This window comes from Leucobacter triazinivorans, from assembly GCF_004208635.1.
GTDB classification, from domain to species: domain Bacteria; phylum Actinomycetota; class Actinomycetes; order Actinomycetales; family Microbacteriaceae; genus Leucobacter; species Leucobacter triazinivorans.
In genome coordinates this window covers 3,379,672-3,405,096 of the sequence record NZ_CP035806.1, presented here as the reverse complement: position 1 = coordinate 3,405,096, position 25,425 = coordinate 3,379,672, and the positions used below count along the sequence as shown (strand labels likewise).

At 69.7% G+C, this 25,425-nt stretch carries 20 protein-coding genes, 1 tRNA gene and 1 pseudogene; 7 read left to right on the top strand and 15 right to left on the bottom strand.

The features are described from left to right. Nucleotides 1–35 precede the first annotated feature (35 nt). Both EVS81_RS15365 and EVS81_RS15360 read right to left on the bottom strand, forming a co-directional pair. The gene (locus tag EVS81_RS15365) at nucleotides 36–941 is read right to left on the bottom strand and encodes an ABC transporter ATP-binding protein (protein WP_130111133.1); all 906 of its coding nucleotides are present in this window, start codon (nucleotides 939–941) and stop codon (nucleotides 36–38) included. Nucleotides 942–1,077: 136 nt separating this feature from the next. After that, on the bottom strand, nucleotides 1,078–3,273 hold the full coding sequence (locus EVS81_RS15360) for an ATP-dependent DNA helicase RecG (RefSeq protein WP_130111132.1): 2,196 nt from the start codon (nucleotides 3,271–3,273) through the stop codon (nucleotides 1,078–1,080). 117 nt (nucleotides 3,274–3,390) lie between these two features. Here EVS81_RS15360 and rsmD point away from each other — a divergent pair, with 117 nt between their 5' ends. Then, nucleotides 3,391–3,993: a 16S rRNA (guanine(966)-N(2))-methyltransferase RsmD gene (rsmD, locus tag EVS81_RS15355; RefSeq protein WP_130111131.1), complete on the top strand. Its 603-nt coding sequence runs from the start codon at nucleotides 3,391–3,393 to the stop codon at nucleotides 3,991–3,993. Nucleotides 3,994–4,059: 66 nt separating this feature from the next. On the opposite strand, the gene EVS81_RS15350 is transcribed toward rsmD, so the two are convergent. From EVS81_RS15350 to gabT, 3 genes are all read right to left on the bottom strand, one after another. Beyond that, nucleotides 4,060–5,313 (bottom strand): DUF4872 domain-containing protein, encoded by a 1,254-nt coding sequence (locus tag EVS81_RS15350; protein ID WP_130111130.1) that lies wholly within the window; start codon nucleotides 5,311–5,313, stop codon nucleotides 4,060–4,062. 285 nt (nucleotides 5,314–5,598) lie between these two features. Next, complete coding sequence (locus EVS81_RS15345) at nucleotides 5,599–7,068, bottom strand: NAD-dependent succinate-semialdehyde dehydrogenase (protein WP_130111129.1); 1,470 nt, start codon at nucleotides 7,066–7,068, stop codon at nucleotides 5,599–5,601. A gap of 35 nt (nucleotides 7,069–7,103) precedes the next feature. Then, nucleotides 7,104–8,441, bottom strand: coding sequence for a 4-aminobutyrate--2-oxoglutarate transaminase (gene gabT / locus EVS81_RS15340; RefSeq protein ID WP_130111128.1), 1,338 nt, complete (start codon nucleotides 8,439–8,441; stop codon nucleotides 7,104–7,106). Nucleotides 8,442–8,616: 175 nt separating this feature from the next. Between gabT and EVS81_RS15335 the strand changes: the two genes are divergently transcribed. Further along, nucleotides 8,617–10,200 (top strand): PucR family transcriptional regulator, encoded by a 1,584-nt coding sequence (locus EVS81_RS15335; RefSeq protein WP_130111127.1) that lies wholly within the window; start codon nucleotides 8,617–8,619, stop codon nucleotides 10,198–10,200. 18 nt (nucleotides 10,201–10,218) lie between these two features. On the opposite strand, the gene thiL is transcribed toward EVS81_RS15335, so the two are convergent. Further along, nucleotides 10,219–11,214, bottom strand: a complete 996-nt coding sequence (gene thiL, locus EVS81_RS15330; RefSeq protein ID WP_130111576.1) for a thiamine-phosphate kinase — start codon at nucleotides 11,212–11,214, stop codon at nucleotides 10,219–10,221. 46 nt (nucleotides 11,215–11,260) lie between these two features. On the opposite strand from thiL, the gene EVS81_RS15325 reads away from it, so the two are divergent. Beyond that, nucleotides 11,261–11,743, top strand: a complete 483-nt coding sequence (locus EVS81_RS15325; protein WP_130111126.1) for a DUF3515 family protein — start codon at nucleotides 11,261–11,263, stop codon at nucleotides 11,741–11,743. 104 nt (nucleotides 11,744–11,847) lie between these two features. Here EVS81_RS15325 and EVS81_RS15320 read toward each other — a convergent pair whose 3' ends face one another. From EVS81_RS15320 to EVS81_RS15290, 7 genes are all read right to left on the bottom strand, one after another. Beyond that, complete coding sequence (locus EVS81_RS15320; protein WP_130111125.1) at nucleotides 11,848–12,960, bottom strand: D-alanine--D-alanine ligase family protein; 1,113 nt, start codon at nucleotides 12,958–12,960, stop codon at nucleotides 11,848–11,850. Further along, nucleotides 12,957–14,078 (bottom strand): NAD(P)H-dependent glycerol-3-phosphate dehydrogenase, encoded by a 1,122-nt coding sequence (locus EVS81_RS15315; RefSeq protein WP_130111124.1) that lies wholly within the window; start codon nucleotides 14,076–14,078, stop codon nucleotides 12,957–12,959. The genes EVS81_RS15320 and EVS81_RS15315 overlap by 4 nt, the downstream gene beginning before the upstream one ends. Beyond that, nucleotides 14,075–14,851, bottom strand: a complete 777-nt coding sequence (locus tag EVS81_RS15310) for a lysophospholipid acyltransferase family protein (RefSeq protein WP_205879351.1) — start codon at nucleotides 14,849–14,851, stop codon at nucleotides 14,075–14,077. Before EVS81_RS15310 ends, EVS81_RS15315 begins: the two co-directional genes overlap by 4 nt. A 68-nt stretch (nucleotides 14,852–14,919) precedes the next feature. Next, entirely contained in the window at nucleotides 14,920–16,341 is a 1,422-nt protein-coding gene (murA, locus tag EVS81_RS15305; protein ID WP_130111574.1) for a UDP-N-acetylglucosamine 1-carboxyvinyltransferase, read from the bottom strand. A gap of 11 nt (nucleotides 16,342–16,352) precedes the next feature. Then, a complete protein-coding gene (gene leuD, locus EVS81_RS15300) occupies nucleotides 16,353–16,955 on the bottom strand; it encodes a 3-isopropylmalate dehydratase small subunit (RefSeq protein WP_130111123.1) in 603 nt (200 codons plus the stop codon). Between the two features lie 3 nt (nucleotides 16,956–16,958). Next, nucleotides 16,959–18,515 carry a 3-isopropylmalate dehydratase large subunit gene (gene leuC / locus EVS81_RS15295; RefSeq protein ID WP_130111122.1) on the bottom strand — a complete coding sequence of 519 codons (1,557 nt, stop codon included), beginning with the start codon at nucleotides 18,513–18,515 and terminating at the stop codon, nucleotides 16,959–16,961. A 284-nt stretch (nucleotides 18,516–18,799) separates the two neighbouring features. Then, a complete protein-coding gene (locus tag EVS81_RS15290) occupies nucleotides 18,800–19,852 on the bottom strand; it encodes a TerC family protein (RefSeq protein ID WP_130111121.1) in 1,053 nt (350 codons plus the stop codon). A gap of 417 nt (nucleotides 19,853–20,269) precedes the next feature. Here EVS81_RS15290 and mgtE point away from each other — a divergent pair, with 417 nt between their 5' ends. The 4 genes and pseudogenes from mgtE (at nucleotide 20,270) to EVS81_RS15265 (ending at nucleotide 23,430) form a co-directional block, all read left to right on the top strand. After that, entirely contained in the window at nucleotides 20,270–21,628 is a 1,359-nt protein-coding gene (mgtE, locus tag EVS81_RS15285) for a magnesium transporter (RefSeq protein ID WP_130111120.1), read from the top strand. A 97-nt stretch (nucleotides 21,629–21,725) separates the two neighbouring features. Next, the gene (locus tag EVS81_RS15280) at nucleotides 21,726–22,475 is read left to right on the top strand and encodes a TIGR00645 family protein (protein WP_130111119.1); all 750 of its coding nucleotides are present in this window, start codon (nucleotides 21,726–21,728) and stop codon (nucleotides 22,473–22,475) included. Nucleotides 22,476–22,515: 40 nt separating this feature from the next. Then, a tRNA-Leu gene (locus tag EVS81_RS15275) sits at nucleotides 22,516–22,597 on the top strand. Between the two features lie 150 nt (nucleotides 22,598–22,747). Continuing rightward, nucleotides 22,748–23,430: pseudogene (locus tag EVS81_RS15265) on the top strand (alpha/beta fold hydrolase). A 20-nt stretch (nucleotides 23,431–23,450) separates the two neighbouring features. Here EVS81_RS15265 and EVS81_RS15260 read toward each other — a convergent pair. Next, complete coding sequence (locus EVS81_RS15260; RefSeq protein WP_165384225.1) at nucleotides 23,451–24,713, bottom strand: tyrosine-type recombinase/integrase; 1,263 nt, start codon at nucleotides 24,711–24,713, stop codon at nucleotides 23,451–23,453. Next, nucleotides 24,710–25,363, bottom strand: a complete 654-nt coding sequence (locus EVS81_RS15870) for a helix-turn-helix domain-containing protein (protein WP_165384224.1) — start codon at nucleotides 25,361–25,363, stop codon at nucleotides 24,710–24,712. The genes EVS81_RS15260 and EVS81_RS15870 overlap by 4 nt, the downstream gene beginning before the upstream one ends. Nucleotides 25,364–25,425: the final 62 nt, after the last annotated feature.

Below are 25,425 nucleotides of genomic sequence, written 5' to 3'. Positions count from 1 at the left end.
CTTTGCTGAGGATTCGGTTCGGTGCGGGGCGCGAGTCAGGCGGCCTGGTATTCGACCTGCTCGCGGGTGAGGGCCAGGTAGGCGTCTTCCAGGCTCGAGGCGACCGGGCTGAGTTCGTGCAGCTCGACGCCGAGCCGCGCCGCGACCCGGCCGATCTCGGCGGCGGAGAGGCCGCTCGCGGTGAAGCGCTCATCGCCCTCGGGCTCGAGCTCGACGCCGTCAGCGTCCAGGAGCGCCGCGGCGAGGCGCGCGGCCTCCGGGCTGCGCACCGCGACCCGCTCCGCACCGCCGCGGGTGAGGATCTCGGCGATCGGCGCGTCGGCCACCACGCGGCCCCTGCCCAGCACGATCACGTGATCGGCCGTCTGGGCCATCTCGCTCATCAGGTGGCTCGAGAGCAGCACCGTGCGGCCCTCTCCCGCCAGGTGGCGCAGCAGGCGGCGCACCCAGAGCACGCCGTCCGGGTCGAGGCCGTTGACCGGCTCGTCGAGGATGAGCACCTGCGGATCGCCGAGGAGCGCCGCCGCGATCCCGAGCCGCTGCCCCATGCCCAGTGAGAACCCGCCCACGCGCTTGTTCGCGACCGCCGCGAGACCGGTCTGCTCGAGCACCTCGTGCACTCGGCGGTCGGAGATCCCGTGCGTCGCGGCAAGCGCGCTCAGGTGACTGCGAGCGCTGCGCCCGGGGTGCACGCCCTTCGCGTCGAGCAGCGCGCCGACCTCGGACAGCGGCGCCGCGGCGTCGCGGTAGCGGTGGCCGTTCACCGTCACCGTTCCGGCACTCGGGCGGTCGAGGCCCACGGTGAGGCGCATCGTGGTCGACTTGCCGGCGCCGTTCGGGCCGAGGAATCCGGTGACCTGACCGGGCCGGATGGTGAAGCTGAGGTCGTCGACCGCCACCTTCTGTCCGTAGCGCTTGCTCAGGCCGCGTGCCTCGATCATGGGTCTCTCCTCGCGTTCGCACTCGCCGGGTTTCGGCGATGCTTCCACGCTAGGAGCGGGAGGGCGGCCGGCGGATCCCCCTCGGGTCCCGTTCGGAGTGGTACCTGGGTACCGTGCGCGCCGAGGATCGCTCCGGTCAGGACTTGGCGAGGTTGTCGAGGTGGCCGGCCTCGTGCTCGCGGGCGATGAGCGCAGCCAGCCCCGGCGCGTCGCGTAGTTCCGGATCCCGCGCGAGCATCTCGGCCGCGAGCTCCCGCGCGCGGATGATGAGCTCGCCGTGCTCGGCCACTCGCAGCAGGCGCAGGGTCGAGCGACCCCCGGACTGGGCGGTGCCGAGGATGTCTCCCTCGCGGCGCAGCTCGAGGTCGATCTCGGCCAGCGCGAAGCCGTCCGAGGTGCTCGCGACCGACTCGATGCGCTCGCGGGCGACCGTGCCCTGCTCGGCGGTGGTCATGAGCAGGCAGAGGCCGGCGTGCGCGCCCCGGCCCACGCGTCCGCGCAGCTGGTGCAGCTGCGAGATGCCGAAGCGGTCGGCGTCGCGCACGATCATGATCGAGGCGTTGGGCACGTTCACGCCGACCTCGATGACGGTCGTGGCGACGAGGATCCCGATCTCGCCCGCCGCGAACGCCCGCATCACACGGTCCTTGTCCGCCGAGCTCATCCCGCCGTCGAGCCCCGCGATCTCCACCTCGGCGAACTCGGGGCGCCGCCGCAGCTCCGCGACCGTGTCCTCGACATTGGCGAGCGGCCGGCCTGCGACCTCCGGGCCCTCGGGATCCTCCTCCAACTCGGGATCGGCGTTGCCGGCCGAGATCGCGGGGCAGACGACGTAGACCTGCCGACCCGCTGCGATGTCCTCGGCCGCGCGGGCCCAGACGCGGGCGGCTCGCCCCGGCATCTCGAGCTCGGGCACCGTGAACGTCTCGATGCCCTGCCGACCGCGCGGCAGCTCCCGGATCGTGAGCACCTCGAGGTCGCCGAATGCGGTGAGCGCGACCGTTCGCGGGATGGGGGTGGCGGTCATGGCGAGCACGTGCGGCTGGCTGCCCTTGCGGCGCAGCGCCTCGCGCTGCTCGACACCGAAGCGGTGCTGCTCGTCGACCACGATGCAGCCCAGATCGTAGAACGCGACCCCCTCGCCGAGGAGCGCGTGGGTGCCGACCGCGATTCGAGCCGTGCCCGAGGCGAGCGAGAGCAGGGCGCGCTTGCGCTCGCCCGCGGGCATGCGACCGGTCAGCAGCACCGGATTCAGCTCGGCGGCGAGTTCGGAGCCCAGCGCCTCCGTGATGGAGCGGAAGTGCTGCGCGGCCAGCACCTCCGTGGGAGCGAGCAGAGCGCTCTGGCCGCCCGTGCCGGCCACCTGCAGCATGGCCCGGAGCGCCACGAGGGTCTTGCCCGATCCCACCTCGCCCTGCAGCAACCGGTGCATCGGATGCGGCGCCGCGAGCTCCTCCGCGATGGTCTCGCCCGCGCGTCGCTGGTCGCCCGTGAGCTCGAACGGCAGTGCCGCGTCGAATCGGGCGAGCGGGCTGCGCGCCGCAGCATCGCCTGAGACGAGCGGGCGCGGCGTGCTCGCCTCGAGGCCGGCGCGCCGCCGCCGGTCGAGCAGCGCGAGCTGCAGCTCGAACGCCTCGCGGAAGAGCATGCTGTGCCGCGCCGAGCGCCAGTCCGCATCGCGCTGCGGGCGGTGGATCAGCTCGAGGGCGCGACCGAGCTCGACGACGTTCTCGGCCTCGCGCAGCGTCGGGGGCAGCGGGTCGTCCACCGGTCCGAGCGCATCGAGGGCGAGCTCGACGGCGCGCTGCAGCGTCCAGCTCGGCAGCTGCGCCGTAGCCGGGTAGATGGGCACGGGGGTCTCGGCCCAGGCCTTCGCCGCGGCCTCGTCGAGCTGCTCCCCGCCCGGCGCCTCGTCGCGGTGCTCGAACAGCTCGTACTCGGGATGCTGCAGTTGCAGTTGCCCGCGGTACTCGCTCACCTTGCCCGCGAAGATGCCCCGCCGCCCCGCCACGAGGTCGCGCACGCGCCACTGCTGGTTGAAGAACGTGAGCGTGAGCGTGCCCGTGCCGTCGGTGATCCGCGCCTCGAGCAGGCTGCCGTTGCGGCGCTGCATGCGGCGCTCGCGCACATCGAGCACCTGCGCGACCACCGTGATCTGCTCGCCCAGCGGCAGGCCGCGCAGCGGCGTCAGCTCACCCCGGCGGGAGTAGCGGCGCGGGAAGTGGAGCAGCAGGTCGCCGACCGTGCGCAGGCCGAACGCCCGATCGAGCGGCTTCGCCGTGCGCGCGCCCACGACCCCGTCGAGGGGGGTGTCGAGGGTGGCACGGGTCATGCCTCCAGCGTAGCGGCGGCCCCCGACGCCCCGCGCACGCGTACCGGTAGGCGCGCGTGCGCTCGGGCACGCGCGGGTGCGCGCGCTGCAGGCGCCCGGGCGCGCTACCCTCGTGGGGTGACCAGAGTAATCTCCGGGATCGCCGGATCCCTGCGCCTCGAGGTGCCGAAGTCGGGAACGCGCCCCACGAGCGACCGCGTGCGCGAGGCGATCTTTTCGGCTCTGGAGTCCTGGGGCCTCATCCGGGGCTGCCGGCTGCTCGACCTCTACGCGGGATCGGGAGCATTGGGGCTCGAAGCGGCGAGCCGCGGTGCTGCGGAGGTCGTGCTCGTGGAGAAGCACCCCGCCGCAGCGCAGGTCGCCGGACGCAACGCGCGCACGGTACTCGGCGCGTTCGATCGCGCCGGAACCGCTGCGGGGCCTGCGCCCCGCATCGAGGTCGTTCGGCGGTCGGTGCAGAGCTACCTCGACGACGCGGGCGCCGAGTCCGGAGGCTCCGACCAGCGGTGGGACGCCGTGCTGCTCGATCCTCCCTACGATCTCGGGGAGGCCGAGCTCGCAGCCAACCTCAGCGCGCTCGTGCCGCTGCTCGCGCCCGACGCCGCCGTGCTCGTGGAGCGCAGCAGCCGCTCCCCCGAACCTGCCTGGCCCGCGGGCCTCGCCCGGCTGCGCGAGAAGCGCTACGGCGAGACCGCGCTGTGGTGGGCGGAAACGGCGTAGAGACGACGCACCGCGCGGCGCACACTCCGCCGCCGGCAGGCGGGCTGCCCAGCGCTCGCGAACGGTTCACGACGCCTCTGCGGAGCCCACCATCGCGCCGAGCCTTCGCGCCGCCTGCTCCTCGAGCGCTGCAAGCGCGTCCAGACGGTCGGCGATGCCGCCGAACCACGTGATGCGGTCGCCCACCGCGGCCTCGGGATCGAGCGCGTCGATGAGCTCATCCCAGAGCGGTGCGAGCGATCGATACGCAGGAGCCGCATCCTCCAGCACACCCAGACCCGGCAGAGCGGCCGCATCCGAGAGGAAGTCGGCGTAGAGCCCGCGCTGCCCTCCGGTTCCGCCCCATCTCGCTCCGCCCGCGATGCTCTGCAGCAGCTGGAACCCCGTTCGCAGGCGCTCCTCGTCCGAGAACAGCGCGGGCCACCCTCGTCGCGTCGTCCCATCGCGCAACAGCGCTGCCCAGCTGCGCATGCCCTGGATCCCGAACTTCGGCAGCCACGACGCCGGCACGCCGGTCAGGGGAAGCGTGCCGAGCATCCGGCCGGCGGTCTCGAGGATCGACGCGCGCGCACTGGCGGCGAGTCGAGGGGTGTCGTGACCCCCCGGGTCCGCGGCCACGCGCACGGCCCAGTGCTTGTCCGACCTGCGCCTGCTCCTCGCTGCGGCGAGTTCGGCGCGGGTCGCCCGATGCAACGGTTCAGCCGCGTCCTCACCGGGACTCCACCCGCCGCCGTCGATCAGGAGGGAATCCCCATCGAGTCCGACAACGGCGACGTCTATGGAATCCTGATGCTCGGGGGCGTCGGACGAGATCCAGGGCAGCGCCCCGTGCGTGACGCGCACGACCGGCACGCGCTGCGCGTCCATGGCCTCGTCCAGTTGCGCCGCCGCTGCCTTCGCGCTTGCGGTGACGGTTCGTTCGAGCCTGATTCCGGATCGATCGAGCAGCCGCTCGGTGTAGGGCTCGGGGTGGCTGTGGAGCACGACCGTCGCCGTGGTGATCTCCCGATACTCGAAGGTGGCGAACATGAAACCGATCCCACCGGCGAGTCCCGCGAGCATGGCGGTGGTGTACAGCTCGCCGGTCGCCGGGTTCGTCGCTCCCGCCTGCGCGAGCACCCGCTGCCACAGGGCCGCGTCGTACTGACCCGCCGAGGCGGTCCCTCCGACCGGCACGCGCTGATAGCCGGGGAGCGTACCGCGTTCGTCCGACGGTGCGGGTAGTGACATCAGCACCTGCCGGCGGGCCGCCGTGTAGCGCTCACCCGTCTTCTGCATGCGCTCACGGACACGAGCCTTGAAGTGCTTGTTCCGAACCATCACGGTTCCTTCCGAGCGGGCGGAGTCCCGGCCCCACGCACCATGACCACGCCCACCAAAGGAGGTGTCGTTCAGCGGAAGACCCGGAGGCTGGACCTCCTTTGCCCCGATCGTCCGGTGGCGTGGGCGCCGCAGGCGGGGTTGGGCGCTGGGCCGCGCCAGCACCCATAGTACTCCGCGCTCCTCGCAGGTGTCCGCCCGAAATGCCGCGCAGGGCGCGGAGAGGTCGAAACGGGCCCGGGATCTCCCTCGCAGGAGACCCCGGGCCCGTCGTGATGCCGGCGCCTACGAGCGCGGGATCAGGGTGTACTTCGTCGACAGGAACTCGTGGATCCCGTCGAAGCCGCCCTCGCGGCCGACGCCCGACTGCTTCACACCGCCGAACGGCGCCGCCGCGTTCGACACGAGGCCCGTGTTCAGGCCCATCATGCCGGTCTCGAGCTTCTCAATCATGCGGTGGCCGCGAGCCAGGTTCTCGGTGAACACGTAGCTCACGAGACCGTACTCGGTGTTGTTGGCGATCTCGACCGCCTCCTCCTCGGTCGAGAAGCGGATGATCCCGAGCACGGGCCCGAAGATCTCCTCGCGCATGATCGCGGCCTGCGGGCTGATGTTATCGATCACCGTCGGCTGGAAGAAGTGGCCGGGGCCGTCGACGACCTCGCCGCCGGTGACGATGGTGCCGCCGGTCTCCACCGCGTCGGCGACGAGGCGGGCCGTGTTGGCCACGGCCTTCTCCTCGACCAGCGCACCGATGTCGTTGCCCTCGTCGGCGCCGCGGCCGATCGACATGGCCGCGACCCGCTCGCCCACGCGGCGCGCGAACTCGTCGGCAACCGACTCGTGCACGATGATGCGGTTCGCCGCGGTGCAGGCCTGGCCGATGTTGCGGAACTTCGCCAGCAGCGCTCCTTCGACGGCCTTATCGAGATCCGCGTCCTCGAAGACGACGAACGGCGCATTGCCGCCCAGCTCCATCGAGGTGCGCAGCACGTTCTGAGCCGCGAGCTCCATCAGCTTGACGCCCACCGGCGTGGAACCGGTGAACGACAGCTTGCGCAGGCGCGGATCCGACAGCAGCGCGCTCGACTGCGCGCTCGACTTCGAGGTCGGCACCACGTTGACCACACCCGCCGGCAGGCCCGCCTCTTCGAGCAGCTGCACGAAGTAGATCGTGGTGAGCGGGGTCAGTGCCGGGGGCTTGATCACCGAGGTGCAGCCCGCGGCCAGTGCCGGAGCGATCTTGCGGGTCGCCATCGCGAGCGGGAAGTTCCACGGCGTGACGAAGTAGCAGGGACCGACAGGAAGGTGCGAGACCACCATGTTGCCGGTGCCCTCCGGGTTCTGGCGGTAGTCGCCCTGCACCCGCACGGCCTCCTCCGAGAACCACCGCAGGAACTCGCCGCCGTAGACGACCTCGCCGCGGGCCTCGGCGATGGGCTTGCCCATCTCCATCGCCATCAGCAGCGCGAATTCCTCCTTGCGCTCCATCAGCAGATCGAACGCGCGGCGCAGGATGTTCGAACGCACCCGGCTGGGAGTGTTCGCCCACTCCTCCTGCGCCTCCACCGCGGCGTCGAGCGCACGCACCGCGTCTTCGACGGTCGCGTCGGCGATCGTCTTGATGACCTCGCCGGTGGCGGGATCCTGCACGTCGAAGGTCGCTCCAGAGGTCGATGCCTCCCACGTGCCGCCGATCGCGAGACCGCTCTCGACGCGGTCGAGCAGTTCCTGCTCGTTGGGCTTGAGTGCCATGTCTGGTGTCCTTTCGTGACGACCGACTGCGTCGGTCAGTTGGCGGCCAGGGCGTCGGCGACGACCTGCAGGCCCTCGCGCAGCAGCTCGTCGGAGATCGCCAGCGGCGGGAGGAAGCGGATCACGTTGCCGTAGGTGCCGCAGGTCAGGAGGATGACCCCCTGCTCGCCCGCGTGCTTCGAGATCGCGCCGGTGAGCGCCGCGTTCGGCTTCTGGGAGCCGGACTCCACGAGCTCGATCGCCTGCATCGCACCGCGGCCGCGGATGTCGCCGATGCGATCGTCGCTCTTGGCCAGCTCGCCGAAGAACTCCTCGATGATGGCGCCGATCTCGCGAGCGCGCTCGGTGAGGTTCTCCTGCTGGTAGGTCTCGATCGTGGCGAGCGCCGCGGCGCAGGCGATCGGGCTGCCGGCGTAGGTGCCGCCCAGGCCGCCCGCGTGGGCGGAGTCCATGATCTCGGCGCGACCGGTGACCGCGGAGAGCGGCAGGCCGCCCGCAATGCCCTTGGCGGTCGTCACCAGATCCGGAACGACGCCCTCGTGGTTCGCGGCGAAGAGGTCTCCGGTGCGGGCGAAGCCGGTCTGCACCTCGTCGAGGATGAAGACGACGCCGTTCGCCGTCGCCCACTCCTGCAGCGCGGGGAGGAAGCCCTCGGCCGGAGCGATGAATCCGCCCTCGCCCTGAATGGGCTCGATGATGATCGCGGCGAGGTTCGACGCGCCGACCTGCTTCTCGATCTGCGTCAGTGCCACCTGGGCCGCCTCGGCACCGCTGAGCCCGTCGCGGAACGGGTACGACGTGGGCACGCGGTAGACCTCGGGAGCGAAGGGGCCGAAGCCGTCCTTGTAGGGGATGTTCTTCGCCGTCATCCCCATGGTGAGGTTGGTGCGGCCGTGGTAGGCGTGATCGAAGACGACGACGGCGTTCTTCTTGGTGTAGTGGCGGGAGATCTTGATCGCGTTCTCGACGGCCTCGGCACCGGAGTTGAAGAGCGCCGAGCGCTTCTCGTGATCACCGGGGGTGAGCTCGTTGAGCTTCTCCGCCACCCGCACGTAGCCGTCGTAGGGGGTGACGGTGAAGCAGGTGTGCGTGAACTGCTGCACCTGCTCGGTCACGGCCGCGACGACGGCCGGAGCCGAGTTGCCGACGCCGGTCACGGCGATGCCGGAGCCGAGGTCGATCAGCGAGTTGCCGTCGACGTCGACCATCACGCCACCGCCCGCGGCGACGATCGAGACGGGAAGCGCCACGCCGACGCCCGCGGCGACCGCGGCGTTCTTGCGCGCCAGCATCTCCTGCGACTTGGGGCCGGGGATGCTGGTGACGAGCTTGCGCTCCTGCGGGAGCGAGGGTCCGCCGATGACATCGACCATGATGATTCTCCTTCTGGGCAGTGCCCCGAGACTCGAAGAGACGCCGCGCCTGTGCGGCACGGCTTCGGATGATTCGGGATCAGCCTAGCTCGCGCCGCACCTGCGCAGATGTGACAGAATGGTGGAAATACACCGACACTTTCGACAGTGTGGCAGCAACGGATGCGGGGGGATCATGGCACGGGCAGCCGTTCGACCGGACGCGCTCGAAGGCGCGACGGTGCCGCAGCCCACCATCGCGCTCGGAGAGCTGCTGCATCAGTATCAGCTGAGCCTCGTGCTCATCGCCGGCTCCTCGGAGCAGGCGCACGACGGAACCGTGCAGTGGGTGCACGTCAGCGAGCTCGAGGATCCGACACCGTTCCTCCCGCCGCGCACGGTGCTGCTCACCACGGGAGCGCGCTTCTCCACGGTCGACGACCAGGCGGAGGCGGAGGCCTACGTGCAGCGGCTGATCACTGCCGGTGTCACAGCGCTCGGAGTCGCCGTCGGGCTGCACTTCGATCGCGTGCCGGCCCGCATCGTCTCCGCGTGCGACCGGCTCGGCCTGCCGCTCTTCCGCGTCCCCTACGACACCGCGTTCATCGAGATCGTGCAGACGGCGGCCCGGCTGCTCGACGCCCGGGCGCGCGAGCGAGACCTGTGGGCGCTCGAATCGCAGCGCGCGGTCGCCGCCGCCTCCCTGCACCGCGACGGGCTCGGAGCGGCGGTCCGAGAGGCGGCCGCGCGACTCGGCCGCCGGGTCTGCGTGACGGACCGCTCGGGTCGCATCATCGAGTTCGCGCCGCAGGCCGAGCGCGGCGAGGTGCAGCCAGAGTGGATCCGACGCGAGACGAGGCGCCTGATCGAGCGCGGGGTCAGCGCGGGCCGCATCGGTACCGCGGGGGGCTCGGGCATCCAGATGCAGGCGCTCGGCCGCCAGGGACAGGTGCTCGGCGTGCTCGTGGTCGAGGATCGCGGGGCGCCCGATACCGCCGAGCGCACCCTCATCGGCCTCATCGCAGCGATCGCGACCGTTCAGCTCGAGCACCGCAGCGGCATCGACGACGCGCAGTCGGCGCTGCGAATGGCGATCGTGCAGCTGCTCCTGGCGAAAGACTTCGCTCTCGCCGAAATCCTCGGCCGCGGGGCGCTGTCGCGACTGCCGCGCGGACCGGTCGTCGTCGCTCGCTACCCGGAGGCGGAGAGTGCCGATCTGCTCGAGGATCTGCGCTCGCTCGACGCGGGAAGCCCCGGACTCATCACGGCGTCGCACGAGGGATCCGAGATCGTCATCGGCGAAACCCGGCACCTGCCGGCGATCCGCCGCCTGCTGCTCTCCCACCGAGTTCCCTCCGGGATCTCGGAGCGCGGCACGCTGCAGGAGCTCGGGGAGCTGCTGAGCCAGGCCGACCGGGCGCTCGCCTTCTCGCTCGCGAGCGGCGCTGAGGCGCCGGTCGACTACCTGCCCGCGCTGCACGACGGCGTGCTGCACCTGCTGAGCAGTCACCCCGAGGGCCGGCGACGCGCCGAGGGGCTGCTCGCCCCCATCCGGCAGCACGACCGGCGGCACGACGACACCATCGAGGAAAGTCTCGCCACCTGGCTCGCGCACCACGGCCAGACCAGCCCGGCAGCGGCCGAGCTGGGGGTCCATCGGCACACGCTCAAGGCGCGGGTGCAGACGGCGGCCGCCCTGCTGCAGGCCGACCTCGACTCCCCCGACACGCGGGCCGAGCTCTGGGCGGCGCTACGACTGACGACTGATCGGACCGAGTAGCGCTTCTGCCGCGACCGCCTACGACCCCGGCGGTCGTACCGTATACGGGTCCCAGCCGCGGGGCTCGAGCGCAGCGGCGTCGAGCCGCACTCCGTCGCCCTCGTGCACCGAGCCGATTGCGGCGAATCCGACCGGCAGCTCGACATCGGCCGGGAAGACCGCCAGCAGGCCGTGGTCCTCGCCTCCCGTGAGCATCGCGTCGACGGGCACCCGCACCCCCTGCTGCGCACCGAACGCCCCCTCGAGCCGCTCCGTCTCGAGTCGCACCCGCACGCCGCTCGCGCGGGCGAGACGGTCCGCGTCGATCGACAGCGAGTCCGAGACGTCCATCATCGCGCACGCACCGGCACGAGCCGCGATCGGTCCGAGCGGGATCGGCGGGGCCGGTGCGAGCTGGGCCGCGAGCACCTCGGGGTGCCGCGCCCAGAGCTCGGCGATCGTGCGATCGTGCGCGGTCCCGTCCGCGTCGGCCGCCTCGGAGAAGAGCAGCGAGAGGCCCAGCCCGGCGAGGCCGAGCTCCCCGGCGTAGGCGACGACGTCTCCCGGCCGGGCCCCCGAGCGGAGCACCGGCGCACGCCCCTCCAGCTCCCCGATCGCCGTCACCGCCGCGGTCACCACCGGCGCCCGTCCCAGGTCGCCGCCGATCACGCCGCAGCCGGGCGCGAGCACGCGGCAGGCCGCGTCGAGCCCCTCGGCGACGCGCTCGAGCAGGGCGACCGGCGTGTCGTGCGGCACCGCCAGCGCGAGCGTCAGCGCGGTCGGCACGGCTCCCATCGCGGCGACGTCCGAGAGGTTCGTCGCCGCCAGCTTCCAGCCCAGCTCGAAGCCGTCGTGCCAGGCCAGGCGAAAATCGGGCCCCTCGATCATCGTGTCGGTCGTCACGACGGCGTCGCCGCGCACGCGCAGCACCGCGCAGTCATCTCCGGGACCGACCACCGCGGCCCGAGCCTCGCCCATCCGCGCCAGCACGCGGCCGAGCACGCCGCTCTCCCCCAGCTCGCCCACCGACTCCATCACCCTCTCAAACTAGTGCACAGGCGCGGCTCGCTAAGCTGGCAGCGTGAAGTCACGCGCCCATCGGATCCTCGCAGCCACCGCCGCGCTCGCCGGCGCGGCGTCCCTGCTCACCGCCTGCGCCGGCGACGTGCCGATGGAGGCCGCCGCGAACGCGAACGATCCCGCGTGCGCCGATGTGATCGTGCGACTGCCCGCCCAGGTCGCCGGCATGGACCGTCGCACCACGAACGCGCAGTCGACCGGCGCCTGGGGAGAGCCCGCCGCCGTGCAGCTGCAGTGCGGGATCGAGCCGAGCGGCCCCACGACCGACAGCTGCGTCAACGTCAACGGAGTCGACTGGATCGTGGACGACTCGGCGGCGCCGCTCTACCGCTTCGAGGCCTATGGGCGTTCGCCCGGACTGGCGGTCTTCGTGGACTCCGAGGAGGTCAGCGGTACGGAGGCCGTGCTCGACCTCGGCTCCGTGGTGCAGGAGCTGCCGCAGCAGCGGCAGTGCACGAGCCTCACCGACTCGCTCGATCTGTAAGGGACGCTGCCGGTCATTCTGCGCGCAGTCGCAGAATCCATCGTGTGGATCCTGCGACTCCTTCGTCGCGCAGGAGGACGAGGTAGCTCCCTCGAATGCACTGCTCAGTACGCGGGTTCGCGCGCGATCGCCAGCTCGACGAGCTCCGTGATGAGCTCGGTGTAGCCGAGCCCCGACTCCTCCCAGAGCCGCGGATACATCGAGATCGGAGTGAAGCCGGGCAGCGTGTTGATCTCGTTCAGCACGGGACCGTCGGCCGTGAGGAAGAAGTCGATGCGAGCGAGCCCCGCGCACTGGGTCACCTCGAACGCCAGCACGGCGGCGTCGCGGATCGCGGCGTACTGCTCGTCGGTGACCTTCGCGGGCAGTTCGAGCTCTACCCCGGCCGCGCCGAGGTACTTCGCATCGAAGTCGTAGAAGTCGCGCCCCGTGAACACGATCTCCCCGATCACCGAGCTGGTGCGCGGAGCCTCGTCGCCGTGTCCCTCGAGCACGGCGATCTCCACCTCGCGCCCCGACACGCCCGACTCGATCAGCACCGTGCGGTCTTCGGCGAAGGCGGTGTCGAGGGCGGCCGGCAGACCCGCCGCCTCCGTCACCCGGCTCACGCCGACGGAGGAGCCGGCGCGAGCCGGCTTCACGAAGAGCGGGTAGCGCAGCCCCTCGTCGAGACGCTCGACGAGGTAGGGGTCGCGCGCCAGCTGCTCGCGGGTCACCGTGCGCCACGGCGCCACGGCGATGCCGGCGTCGGCCAGCACGGTCTTCACGGCGTGCTTGTCCATGCACAGCGCCGATCCGAGCACGCCGCTGCCCACGTAGGGGAGGTCGACGAGATCGAGCATCCCCTGCACGGTGCCGTCCTCACCGTACGGTCCGTGCAGCATCGGCAGCACGGCGTCCACATGCCCGAGGCTGCGCAGCGATCCGGACTGATCGATCAGCGTCAGCGCGCGCGTCGCAGTCGAGGCCGGCCACAGCACCCGCGTCCCGTTGTCGAGCACCTCGGGCAGGCCGCCTGCTTCGAGCCGGTACTCGTCGAGGTCGTCCTCCTGCATGAGCACGGTCGCACCCTCGCGGGTGATGCCGACGAGCACCACGTCGAATCTGGCGCGGTCGATCGCGCGGAGCACACCGGCAGCGGTGACGCAGCTGATGCCGTGCTCGCTCGACCGGCCGCCGAACAGGAGGGCCACGGTGCGCTTGGCGGGAGTGTTCATGCGGAGGTTCCCTTCAGACGGTCGAGCAAGCGGCGCCAGCGGCCGGGTCCGGGCTCGGCGAGGCTCAGCTCGGGCTGCGGCACCGCGTCCTCGGTGGCGAGGTGCGGGCCGAGGTTCTTCGGCGCCATGGTGCCGTTCAGCACCATCTGCACCTGCTCGACGATCGGCATGACGATTCCGCGCTCGCGGGCGAGCTCGAGCACGGGGTGCACGGAGGTGATCCCCTCGGCCACCTGCTGCATCTGCTCCCGTGTCTCCTCCTGCGTGTAGCCCTGGCCGATGAGACGTCCGGCGGTGTTGTTGCGCGAGAGCGGTGATTGGCAGGTGGCGATGAGGTCGCCGAGACCGGCGAGGCCGGAGAGCGTGGCCGTGTCAGCGCCCGACACCACCGAGAACTCGGTCATCTCGGCGAGACCTCGCGTGATGATGGCCGCTTTGGTGTTCTCGCCGTAGCCCACACCGTCGACGATGCCGATCGCGAGGGCGATGAGGTTCTTCAGCACCCCTCCCAGCTCCGTGCCGACCACGTCGGTGTTCACATAGGTGCGGAAGTAGGGCGCGGAGGCGGCCATCGCGATCTCCTGGGCCACCCCGAGGTCGGCGCAGGATGCGACGGCGCCGGTGGGCTGCTCCTTCGCGATCTCGAGCGCGATGTTCGGGCCCGAGACGACCGCGATGCGCGCGGGGTCGAGGTCGAGGGCATCGGCCATCACCTCCGACATCCGCATCGTCGTGCTCTTCTCCACGCCCTTGACGAGGCTGACGAGCACGCTGCGGCGATCGAGGTAGGGCTCGATGTCGAGAAGATTCTGGCGCAGCGTCTGACTCGGCACGGCGAGGAAGACGAGTCGAGCGCCCGAGAGGGCCTCCGCCAGCTCACTGGTCGCCTTGAGCGACTTGGGCAGATTGATCCCGGGCAGATACTGGCTGTTGCGCTTCGCCACCTGGATCTCATTGGCCACCTCGGGCCGCCGCGCCCACAAGGTGACCTCGCAGCCGGCGTCGCACAGCACCTTCGCGAAGGTCGTGCCCCAACTGCCGGACCCGATCACCGCGACCTTGCGCCCGCGATTCCGGCTGCGGTGCCCGGTGACCACCGGGATGGATGCCGTGCTCAAAAGCGTCCCGTCTCATTCTGCTGATGCTTGCTGGGGTCCCACCGCTCCGCGGGTGGACGTTCGTCTCGCAGCTCGGCGAGGAGTTCGGTGATCGCGTCCATAAGCAGGTTCGTCGCTTCGGCGATCACCTTCTGATCCGGGTGCCGTCCGGCGAAGCGGCTCAGGTCGAGGGGTTCGCCCACGGCGACCTCGATGGTCTTGCGCGGAATCGGGTGGATCCGCTTCGCGTACCGCGGCATGAGGCGCTGCGTACCCCAGTGAGCGACCGGGATGAGCGGGATCCCCGTCTCGAGCGCCAGGCGCACCGCACCGCTCTTGCCGCGCATCGGCCACAGCTCGGGATCCCGGGTGAGCGAACCCTCGGGGTAGACGATCACACCCGCCTCGCGCTCGATGAGCGCGCTCGCCGCGCCCATCGGGCTGCCGTCCGCGCGGCGCACCCGGCTCGCCCCCTCGCGCTCCACGGGGATCTGCCCGGACGAGCGCAGCAACCACCCGAGCACCGGGACCTTGAAGAGACTCGCCTTCGCCATGAAGCGGGGAAGACGTCCGAGGTGCCAGACCGCCGCGCCCATGGCGATCGGGTCGATCTCGCTGTAGTGATTCGGCGCGAGGATGAACGGCCCGGTTCGGGGAAGCCGAGATCGTGACGTGAAGCGGTAGCGCACCATGAGCGACCACAGGGGCAGGATCAGCGCGGCGAGCAGCCAGAACACGGAGGGACGACGTTTCTCCGCCGAGGAGCGGCTTCGGAGCTTCACCGTGTCAGTCATACTCAACATTATCCCGGAGCCGCGCTCTCTGAACGGCATGCCGCCCCGAGAGCGGGCCTGAGAAGCCGTCAGCTCTCGAAGATGAAGTCGGCGCCCAGCTGCCGGAGCTTCTCGATGAAGTTCTCGTAGCCGCGCGAGATGATACCGAGGTTGGTCACCTTGGTCTGGCCCTCGGCGGTGAGACCCGCGATGAGATAGCTGAAGCCGCCGCGCAGGTCGGGCACCTCGATCTCGGCACCGGTGAGCCGGCTGGGGCCCGAGATCACCGCGGCCTGCTCGAACTCCCGACGGTTCACGCGGCGGTGCTCGTCGTGCAGACCATCGGTGTAGACGGTGATCTCCGCCCCCATCTTGTTGAGGGCGTCGGTGAAGCCGAAGCGATTCTCGTACACCGTCTCGTGGATGGTCGAGACGCCCTGCGCCTGCGTGAGCGCCACGACGAGGGGCTGCTGCCAGTCCGTCATGAAACCGGGGTGCACGTCGGTCTCGATCGTGACGGGCTTCAGCTCACCCCCGGGATGCCAGAAGCGGATGCCGTCGTCGTGCACGTCGAAGTCCCCGCCGACCTTGCGGAAGACGTTGAGGAAGGTCATCATCTCCTCCTGCTTCGCCCCGCCGACGAACACGTCGCCCCTGGTCGCGAGCGCCGCCGAGGCCCAGCTGGCGGCCTCGTTGCGGTCGAAGATGGCGCGGTGGTCGTAGCCGCGCAGCTCGTCGACGCCCTCGATGAAGATGACGCGGTTGGGCTCGACCGTGATGATCGCGCCCATCTTCTGGAGAATGCAGATGAGGTCGATGATCTCGGGCTCGATCGCGGCGTTGCGCAGCTCGGTCTGCCCCTTGGCGAGCACGGCGGTGAGCAGCACCTGCTCGGTGGCGCCGACCGAGGGGTAGGGCAGCTCGATGCTGGCGCCCGTGAGCCCGTCGGGCGCCGTCAGACTGATCCCGCTCGGCAGCTTCTCGACGACCGCCCCGAACCTGCGCAGCGCATCGAGGTGGAAGTCGATGGGCCGGTCGCCGATGCGGCACCCGCCGAGATCCGGGATGAACGCCTCGCCGAGACGGTGCAGCAGCGGTCCGCAGAAGAGGATCGGGATGCGCGACGACCCCGCGTGCGCGTCGATGTCGGCGTGATGCGCCTGTTCAACGTTCGACGGGTCGAAGTGCCACTCTCCCGGATCCTCGCCCCGGGTGATGAGCACCCCGTGCAGTGCGAGCAGTCCGGCCACCACTCGGATGTCGGAAACGTTGGGCACGTTGCGCAGGATGCTGGGGGTCTTGCCGAGCAGAGACGCGACCATCGCCTTCGGGGCGAGGTTCTTGGCGCCGCGCACCTCGATGCGGCCGCGGAGCGGACGCCCGCCGTTGATGATGATCTCATCCGAGGTCAGCCCCACTCGGGCGCCCGCCTTCTGCGCGTCCTTCTTGAGGCCGCTTCCGCCGTCGTCGGTCACGCCGCTCCCGTCGGTCACGGTGTCCTGCAGGGTCATCTGCTCGTCGTTCACGCGGCCTCCACGGGGGTTGTCGTCGGCATCCATCCGGGGCGGCGCGCCTCGAAATCCGAGATCGCCTGGGCGTTGCGCAGCGTCAACGAGATGTCGTCGAGCCCCTCCATCAGGCGCCAGCGAGTGTAGTCGTCGATCTGGAACGGGACCGTGAGCTCTCCCACGGAGATCGTCCGATCCTCGAGGCTCACCGTCAGCTCCACCCCCGGCTGCGCCTCGATGGCCGCCCACAGGCGCTCCACATCGGGCTCCTCCACCTGCGCGGCGAGCAGTCCCTGCTTGCCGGCGTTGCCGCGGAAGATGTCGGCGAAGCGCGGCGAGACGACCACCTTGAAGCCGAAATCGCGCAGCGCCCACACCGCGTGCTCGCGAGAGGATCCCGTGCCGAAGTCGGGGCCCGCGACGAGCACGCTCGCGCCGCGGTACTCCGGCTGATTGAGCACGAAGGAATCGTCCTGCCGCCAGTGGTGGAAGAGCGCGTCGTCGAAGCCGGTCTTCGTGACCCGCTTCAGGAACACCGCGGGGATGATCTGGTCGGTGTCGACGTTCGAGCGCTTCAGCGGCGCGGCGACCCCCGTCATCGTGAGGAACTTGTCCATGGTTCAGGCCTCGACCTTCTCAGCTGCGGGCATGATGGGCAGGCGCCGGCGCACCGGCTCTTCATCGGCGGCGCGCGGCGGCGCGTCGTGGGTGATGCCGCGCGCCTCGTCCTCCTGCAGGTCCCACGGACTCGACAGCGTGCCGCGGATCGCGGTCGCCGCGGCGACGAGCGGCGAGACGAGGTGCGTGCGGCCCCCCTTGCCCTGTCGGCCCTCGAAGTTGCGGTTCGAGGTGGAAGCGCAGCGCTCGCCGGGGGCGAGCTGATCCGGGTTCATGCCCAAGCACATCGAGCAGCCCGCGAACCGCCATTCGCCGCCGAACTCCTCGACGATGCGGTCGATGCCCTCCATCTCGGCCTCGTAGCGCACGCGGGCCGAGCCGGGCACCACCATCAGTCGCACGCCGTCGGCCTTCTTCTTGCCCTTGATGAGCTCGGCGAAGGTGCGCAGGTCGTCGAGGCGGCTGTTGGTGCAGGAGCCCATGAAGACGGCGTCGACCGGGATCTCCTTCATCGGAGTTCCCGCCTCGAGATCCATGTACTCGAGCGCGCGCTCGGCCGCGGCACGCGCGTTTGCGTCCTCGATGGCGGCGGGATCGGGCACGCGATCGCTCAGCAGCACCCCTTGCCCGGGGTTGGTGCCCCACGTCACGAACGGCTCCAGCTCGCTGGCGTCGATGAACACCTCTGCGTCGAACTCGGCGCCCTCGTCGGTGGGCAGCGACTTCCAGTACTCCACCGCCGCATCCCAATCGGCGCCCTGCGGGGCGTGCGGGCGGCCCTGCACGTAGGCGAAGGTCGTCTCGTCCGGGGCCACCATCCCCGCGCGCGCGCCCGCCTCGATCGACATGTTGCAGATGGTCATACGACCGTCCATGCTCAGCGACCGGATCGCCGAGCCGCGGTACTCGAGCACGTAGCCCTGACCCCCGCCCGTGCCGATCTTCGCGATGACCGCGAGAATGATGTCCTTCGCGGTGACGCCGGGACGCAGTTCGCCGTCGACGTTGATCGCCATGGTCTTGAAAGGCTTCAGCGGCAGGGTCTGCGTCGCCATCACGTGCTCGACCTCGCTCGTACCGATGCCGAAGGCCAGGGCGCCGAATGCGCCGTGCGTCGAGGTGTGGCTATCGCCGCAGACCACGGTGATGCCGGGCATCGAGAGGCCCAGCTGCGGGCCGACGACGTGCACGATGCCCTGCTCCTGATCGCCCAGCGGATGCGCCCGCACCCCGAACTCGGCGACATTCCTGCGCAGCGTCTCGATCTGCAGGCGACTGGTCGGATCCTCGATCTGCTTCGTGATGTTGACGGTCGGAGTGTTGTGATCCTCGGTCGCGATCATGAGGTCGACGCGGCGCAACGGCCGATCCGCCATGCGCAGGCCGTCGAACGCCTGCGGGCTCGTGACCTCGTGGATCAGGTGGAGATCGATGTAGATGAGATCCGGCTCGCCGTTCTCACCCTTGACGACCACGTGGTCGTCCCACAGCTTCTCGGCGAGTGTGCGGGGCCGTTTCGGCGCTTCGGCCGCGGTGGCGGCAGCGTTCTGATCGCTCATGTGATGGCTTCTCTTCTCAGTCTCTGTGTCGGTGACACGTGCTCTTCAACACCGCATCGCACGAAAATATTCGTTGCCCGGCGCGGTGAATCGGCCATGCGAGAACTCCGCGGCGGGTGACCGATGGGCTAGACCCCGCCGCGGCGGTGAAGAAGCTGTCGCCGCGAACGCATGCGGACGAGTCTACCACTCGGCCGCTCGACGCTCCGCTGAGCGGCCGGCCGCGGCACCCACCGGGAGAGCGCGAGCCCGGGTGCCCGGGGCGACGCCCGCCCCCGTGCCGGTCAGTGGTGCCGCGGCGACGCCCCGCGATCCTCGCGATCGTCTCGCGGCTCGGCGGCGCCGAGGTGCAACCGCTCGCCCGTGGCCTTGGCCTCGCGGCGCACCTTGATCACGCTCGCGATCGTGGCGACGGCCATCGCGGCGACGATGAAGCCGAGCGACAGCCAGATGTCGACCACGGGCACGGGCACGGGCTCGCCGCCGTTGATGAACGGCAGCTCGTTCTCGTGCAGCGCGTGCAGGATGAGCTTCACCCCGATGAACGCGAGAATCGCCGCGATGCCGTACTTGAGGTACTCGAGCCGGTCGAGCAGCCCGCCCAGCAGGAAGTAGAGCTGCCGCAGCCCCATCAGGGCGAAGACGTTGGCGGTGAAGACGATGAACGGGCTCTGCGTGATGCCGAAGATCGCGGGGATGGAGTCGAGCGCGAAGAGCAGGTCGGTGGCGCCGAGCGAGATCAGCACGAGCAGGAAGGGTGTGAACATGCGCTTGCCGTCGACCGTCGTGCGCAGCTTGCCCCCGTCGTAGTCGTCGCTGAACGGGAACATCTTCTTCGCGAGGCGCACCGCGAGCCCCTCGCCCTGATCGTCGTGCGCGCCGGGCTTGACCTGCTGCCACGCCGTCCAGATGAGCCAGGCGCCGAAGAGGAAGAACACGGCGATGAAGCGCTCGATGATCGCGGCGCCCGCGAGGATGAAGAGGCCGCGGAAGACCAGCGCGAGGATGATGCCGATCATCAGCGCGCGCTGCTGATACGCGTGCGGCACCTTGAAACTGCCGAGGATGAGTACGAAGACGAAGAGGTTGTCGATCGAGAGGCTGTACTCGGTGAGCCAGCCCGCCAGGAACTCGGTGCCGTGCTGCACGTCGCCCAGCAGGAACATGCAGCCCGCGAAGACCAGGGCGAGCAGCACGTAGAACCCCACCCAGAGGCTCGCCTCCCGCATGCTCGGCACATGCGGGCGCTTGATGATGAGGAGGAGATCGATGATGAGGATCGCGACCAGCACGATCATCGATCCGATCTCGAACCAGAGCGGGAGCACAGGTGTCACAGAGGTCTACTTTCCTTCGGCCGGCGCAGGTGCGCAAAACGCCGAAGGTCTCTCCCCGGCATCCGCTCGTGCGGCGCCGCGCCCGCACCGGCCGCGCGGTCGGCGCGCGGCGTATTGACGATACGGACGAAACGGAATACTCCCCTTCGCGGGCACCATCATACCCCGTGCTACAGTGTGCGCGGGACCGGGCACGGCGTCCGCCGGCGATCCGCACCCCGTCCCGTTCGCACGGCGAACCGGTCATCCAGCAAAGCGAGGTGAGTTCTCAATGTCCAGTGACAGTCGCAGTCACCAGCCGGGCATCGCGCTCACCTCTCCGTTCAGCTCCCGCTAGGCGGGATCGGCGCGCGCCCGGCTCCACACGTCTCCGGAGCGCGCCGACCGTGCACGCGCTCCGCCTGAAGGAGTGCCGCCATGAACACCCAGCAGATCCGCATCATCGACCGCCTCACCGGAACCATCGAGCAGCAGCTCGCGAGCCGCGATCTCACCGCGGTCACCGCCACCGTAGCGTCGCTCCCGGTTCCGGAGCTCGTCCCCGTCTTCGACCGCCTGACGCTCCGCCAGCGCGCCGTCGTCTTCCGGCTCCTGCCCAAGGAGCGCGCGCTCGAGGCCTTCGACGCGCTGCCGCCGCCCCTGCAGAGCGATCTGCTGCACGGCCTCCAGGACGCCGAGGTGTCACGCCTGTTCGCCGAGCTCGACCCCGACGACCGGGCCTGGCTGCTCGAGGAGGTCCCCGCAGCTCTGGCCACGCGACTGCTGCGCGACCTGCCCGAGGCCGACCGGCTGCTGACGGCCGGGCTGCTCGGCTACCCGCAGGGCAGCGCGGGGCGGCGGATGACACCGGAGTACGTCTCCACGCGAGCGAGCTTCTCGGCCGACGAGACGCTCGACCGGGTGCGCGCCGGACTGCGCGACGCCGAGACGGTCTACACGATCCCCGTGCTCGACGACGCCCGACGGGTCGTCGGGGTGGTCAGCCTGCGCGACCTGCTGGGCGCCGAGGGCGACGCGCGCGTCGAGACCCTCATGCAGCCCGCCCGCACCGCGGAGGCGGCCGACGGCGCCGAGCTCGTCGCACGCCGCTGCGCCGACCTCTCACTGCTCGCCATGCCGATCGTCGACAGCGAGCAGCGGCTGCTCGGCATGCTCACGATCGACGACGCGGTGCGCATTCTCGAGCACGAGGAGAGCGAGGACGCCGCGCGCCAGGGCGGCACCGAACCGCTGCGGCGCCCCTACCTCTCGACGCCGGTGCGGTCCCTCGTGCGCTCGCGGGTGGTGTGGCTGCTCGTGCTGGCGGTCGGGGCCACCCTCACCGTGCAGGTGCTCTCCGTCTTCGAGGCCACGATCGATCAGGTGACCGTGCTCGCGCTGTTCGTGCCGCTGCTCATCGGCACCGGCGGCAACACCGGCAACCAGGCCGCGACCACCGTCACCCGGGCCCTCGCCCTCGGCGACGTGCGCCCCGGCGACATCGTCCGCGTGCTCACGCGCGAACTGCGCACCGGGGCGCTGCTCGGGCTCTTGCTGGGCTCGCTCGGCTTCGCGATCGCCGGGTTCGCCTACTCCCCCGCGATCGGCGCCGTGGTCGGGCTCACGCTGCTCGCTGTATGCACCGTGGCCGCCGCGGTCGGGGGCTGCATGCCGCTGCTCGCGCGTGCGGTGCGGGTCGATCCAGCGGTCTTCTCGAACCCCTTCATCTCGACCTTCGTCGACGCCTCGGGACTCGTCATCTACTTCGTCATCGCCCGGGCCGTGCTGCACCTGTAGGCCGGCACGCGCGGGGCGGCGGCGCCGAATCGCCTCACAGCCGCCGCGAGCGGGCCGCGCGCTAACATGGACCCCGACCAGAAGCGAAAGGACGCCCGTGACCGACCGTTCAGCAGCCCCGATCGAGCGCAGCACCGACCGAGGGCCCGGCCCGGCCTCCCGCACGCTCGCCGGATTCATCTTCGCGAGCCGCTGGCTGCAGGCCCCGCTCTATCTCGGCCTCATCATCGCGCAGGCCGTCTACGTCGTGCTCTTCTTCGTCGAGCTCTGGCACCTGGTCGAGAGCTCCATCCTCGAGGGGCGCATCAGCGAGACCGAGGTCATGCTCAGCGTGCTGGCGCTCATCGACATCGTGATGATCGCGAACCTGCTGATCATGGTGATCATCGGCGGCTACGAGACCTTCGTGTCGAAGATCCGGGTCACCGGCCACCACGACGAACCCGACTGGCTCTCGCACGTCAACGCGAACCTGCTCAAGGTCAAGCTCGCGATCTCGATCATCTCGATCTCGTCGATCCACCTGCTCAAGACGTTCATCGAGGTGGGCCGCATGGACGGCGGCGTGGTGCTCGACCGCAACGGGAACGTCATCTACTCGTCCGAGGGCGTGCTGTGGGAGGTCGCGATCCACCTGGCGTTCATCGTGTCGGCGCTCGCCCTCGCGTGGATCGACAAGATGAGCCACCACCACCCCGCGACGAAGCGGGAGGGCTTCACCGCGGGCTCGCTCGAGAGCGAGCTCAGGGATCCCGCTCCCCCGGTCGCCGATGCGGATTCCGGCTACGTCACGGTGCGCCTGCCCGCCGGCACCACCCTCCCCGAGGGTGCGCGCGTCGTCGACTGAGCCCTCGCGATAGGCTGGTGCGGTGCTCGTCGGGCACCGCGCGCGAGTGGCGGAATCGGCAGACGCGCTGGATTTAGGTTCCAGTGTCCTCGGACGTGGGGGTTCAAGTCCCCCCTCGCGCACGCGAATGAAATGGCCCCTGACCTGGGATTTAGTTCTCCGGGTTGGGGGTCATTTGCATCGGAAGTGCTAGAAAAAGTGCTAAGCCCCTCCGCTGGCGACCGTCTGAGCGGCTTCGTTCGGCGCTTCGCTGTCTTTGGTGCCGTGGGATCATGGAGGGTATGCAAGCCGCCCAGACCGTCGTGTTCCTGCACGGGCTGGGTGAGAGCGCGGATGCCTGGGATGCGCAGCGTGCCGCGTTGCCGTCAGGCTTCGACTCGTTGGCTGTTGACGTCTTCGGTTCCGACAACGGGTCTGGTGGGGCTGCCGAGTTCAGCCTCGATGCTGCGGCGGATGCAGTTCTGCGGCAGATCGAGCGGCATGGGGCTGACAGAGTGCATCTGTGCGGGCTGTCGCTGGGGCGATGATCGCGTTGCAGTTCGCGCTCGATCACCCGGCGCGGGTGCGGTCGCTGACGTTGGCGGCGGGGCAAGTGAAGCCGCCGCGTGCGCTCATGGCCGTGCAGGGCGCAGTGTTCCGCCTGCTCCCGGCCAAGGTGTTGGAGAAGCAGGGCGCGCGCAAGAACGTGATGCTGTCGGTGTTGCGAGCGGTCAGCCGTGCCGACTTCTCAGATCGGCTCGATGAGGTGTCGTCTCCGACGCTGGTGCTGTGCGGTGAGAAGGATCGTCCGAACCTGCCTGCGGCTCGCGCGCTCGCAACGGGCATCCGCGGTGCGGAGTTACGCATCATCCCGGGTGCGGGGCATCAGTCGCACATGCAGGCACCCGAGGCCTTCGCGACGCTGTTGGGAGAGTTCCTGACCCGCGTGAGCGCACAGGAGGTAGACAACGGCTGATAGCCGTGGATGTGCGGGGTTCAGGAGCCGAGGTGGGCGGCGAAGCGGTCTACGGCAGAGCGTTGCATGGTCGGGGTGACGTGGGAGTAGATGTTCATCGTCGTGGTGATCGTTGAGTGTCCTAGACGTTCTTGCACGACCTTGGGATGCTCCCCGAGTTCAAGCAGCAGCGTGGCGTGGGTGTGACGCAGCCCTTTGATCGTGACGCGGTGCAGGGTGTTGAACTTCGCGGTCGCCCACTTCAAGCGGCGATCCCATCGGCTCGTCATCGCGTCGGGTGAGCGCAGCTTGCCGTCGTCGTCTCCGAACACGTAGGCGTCGGCTTTCGCCAGCTCGAACGAGAGTTCGGCGCGGGCGACCTTGTACGAAGCGAGTACCTTCAAGGTCTCGGCGTCCACGTCGATGACGCGGGCTTGCCCGGTTTTCGTGGTCTTGGTCTTCGTCCAGTCGTCGGTATCGACGGCGCGGCGGATGCTGATCCGCATGGTCTTGGTGTTGATGTCCGACCACCTGAGCGCCAGTGCCTCGCTCCTGCGCATGCCGGTGTAGGCGATCAGCCGCCATAGCGGAAACAGCTCGTCTTCGAGGGTGTCGCGGTTCCAGGCGAGGAAGGTCTGCAACTGTTCGGCTGTCCAGGTGGCGATTTCTGGTTTCTGTGCCCGCACCTCGCTGGATTTCGGGGGTTTCACGGTGCGCTTCTTCTTCGCCGGGTTCACGGTCAGGTGCCCGTCGTCTATCGCGGCGTCCAGGATCGCGCCGAGCACGACATGCACCTTGTGCACCGAGTTGGCGGAAAGCGGTTTGCCCTTGCCGTAGGTGTCGTTGCGTCCGTGGTCTTCGAGGTCGCGGTAGTGGCGGGCGATCCGGGTGGCGGTGAGCTTGTCGAGGCGAATGCTGCCGAGCTGGGGTCGGATGTGGTTGCGGATGATCTTCTTGTAGCCCTTGATCGTGGACGCCGCGAGCTTCAATCCTGCCGCCCATTCGTCGGCGTATGCGCCGAGCGTGGGTACCTTGTTCCCGAACTTCTCGTTCTGCTTGCGCTGCTTCAACGCCTCCTGCAAGGCGTCGTTCGCCTCGTCGGTGCTGGTGAAGCCGGAACGGGTGAGACGGCGCGACCCCATCTCGGGATACTCGGGGTCTTTCAAGACGTAGATTTGGAACCGCCACCGCTTCCCCTGGTCAGTGTCGTATGCCTGGATCGAGCCGGGCTGCCGGGAACGCGAACGCCGCTGCCGCTTCTCACCCCCACCGCTCTGCTCAGCGGGCGGTTTCTTCCCGGTCATGACCGTGTGCTCCTCGCGGTGATCTGTCCGGGCCGGTGGGTGTCTGCGTAGTTGTCGATGTAGTCCTTGGCGTTGAACACGCGCCCGTCCGGGTCGAGCTGCACGCCGCGCTCCTGGATCACGCGGGCGCGTGCCCGCGCCGTCTCTAGACGTTCCTGGTAGGCGGCGATGGTCTTCGGGTGCGCGCTCGTCTTCTCGGGATCGTCCTTGCTGGGGGTGGTCATGCCGTCGAGGGTGGTTTCGAGGTGGTGGATGCGGTCGGTGCAGATCACCCATTCTTTCTGCCAGTAGTTGAACAGCCCCTCGTCGGTGAGGACGAGTTCCCCGCGCATCCACCTGTCGATCTCTTCCGGCTCATACCCGTCCGGCACTCCGGTAAGGGTTGTCTGCTCGTCCGGTGGGGTCAGGAGTGCCGCGGGGGTGGTGCGCAGCAAGTAGGCGATCACGGTCAGGTCGTCCACGTCCACGCGGCGATCCCCGGCCTCTAGCTTGCTGATGCCCGACGGTGACATTTTGCGCCCTGCCGCGTGCAGTCCGTCGGACATGGTGCGCAAGTCCATCCCGATCGCTTGCCTTGCGGCGCGGATGTTCTGCGCGACGTGCGTGTTTGTGATCCCTGCGGGGTTGCCCCGCACCCTCTCGTTTTCCATGTAAGAAATCTACAGTGCGATACTTGACAGCGCAAGTGCGATTCTCTACGGTGGGAAGAATC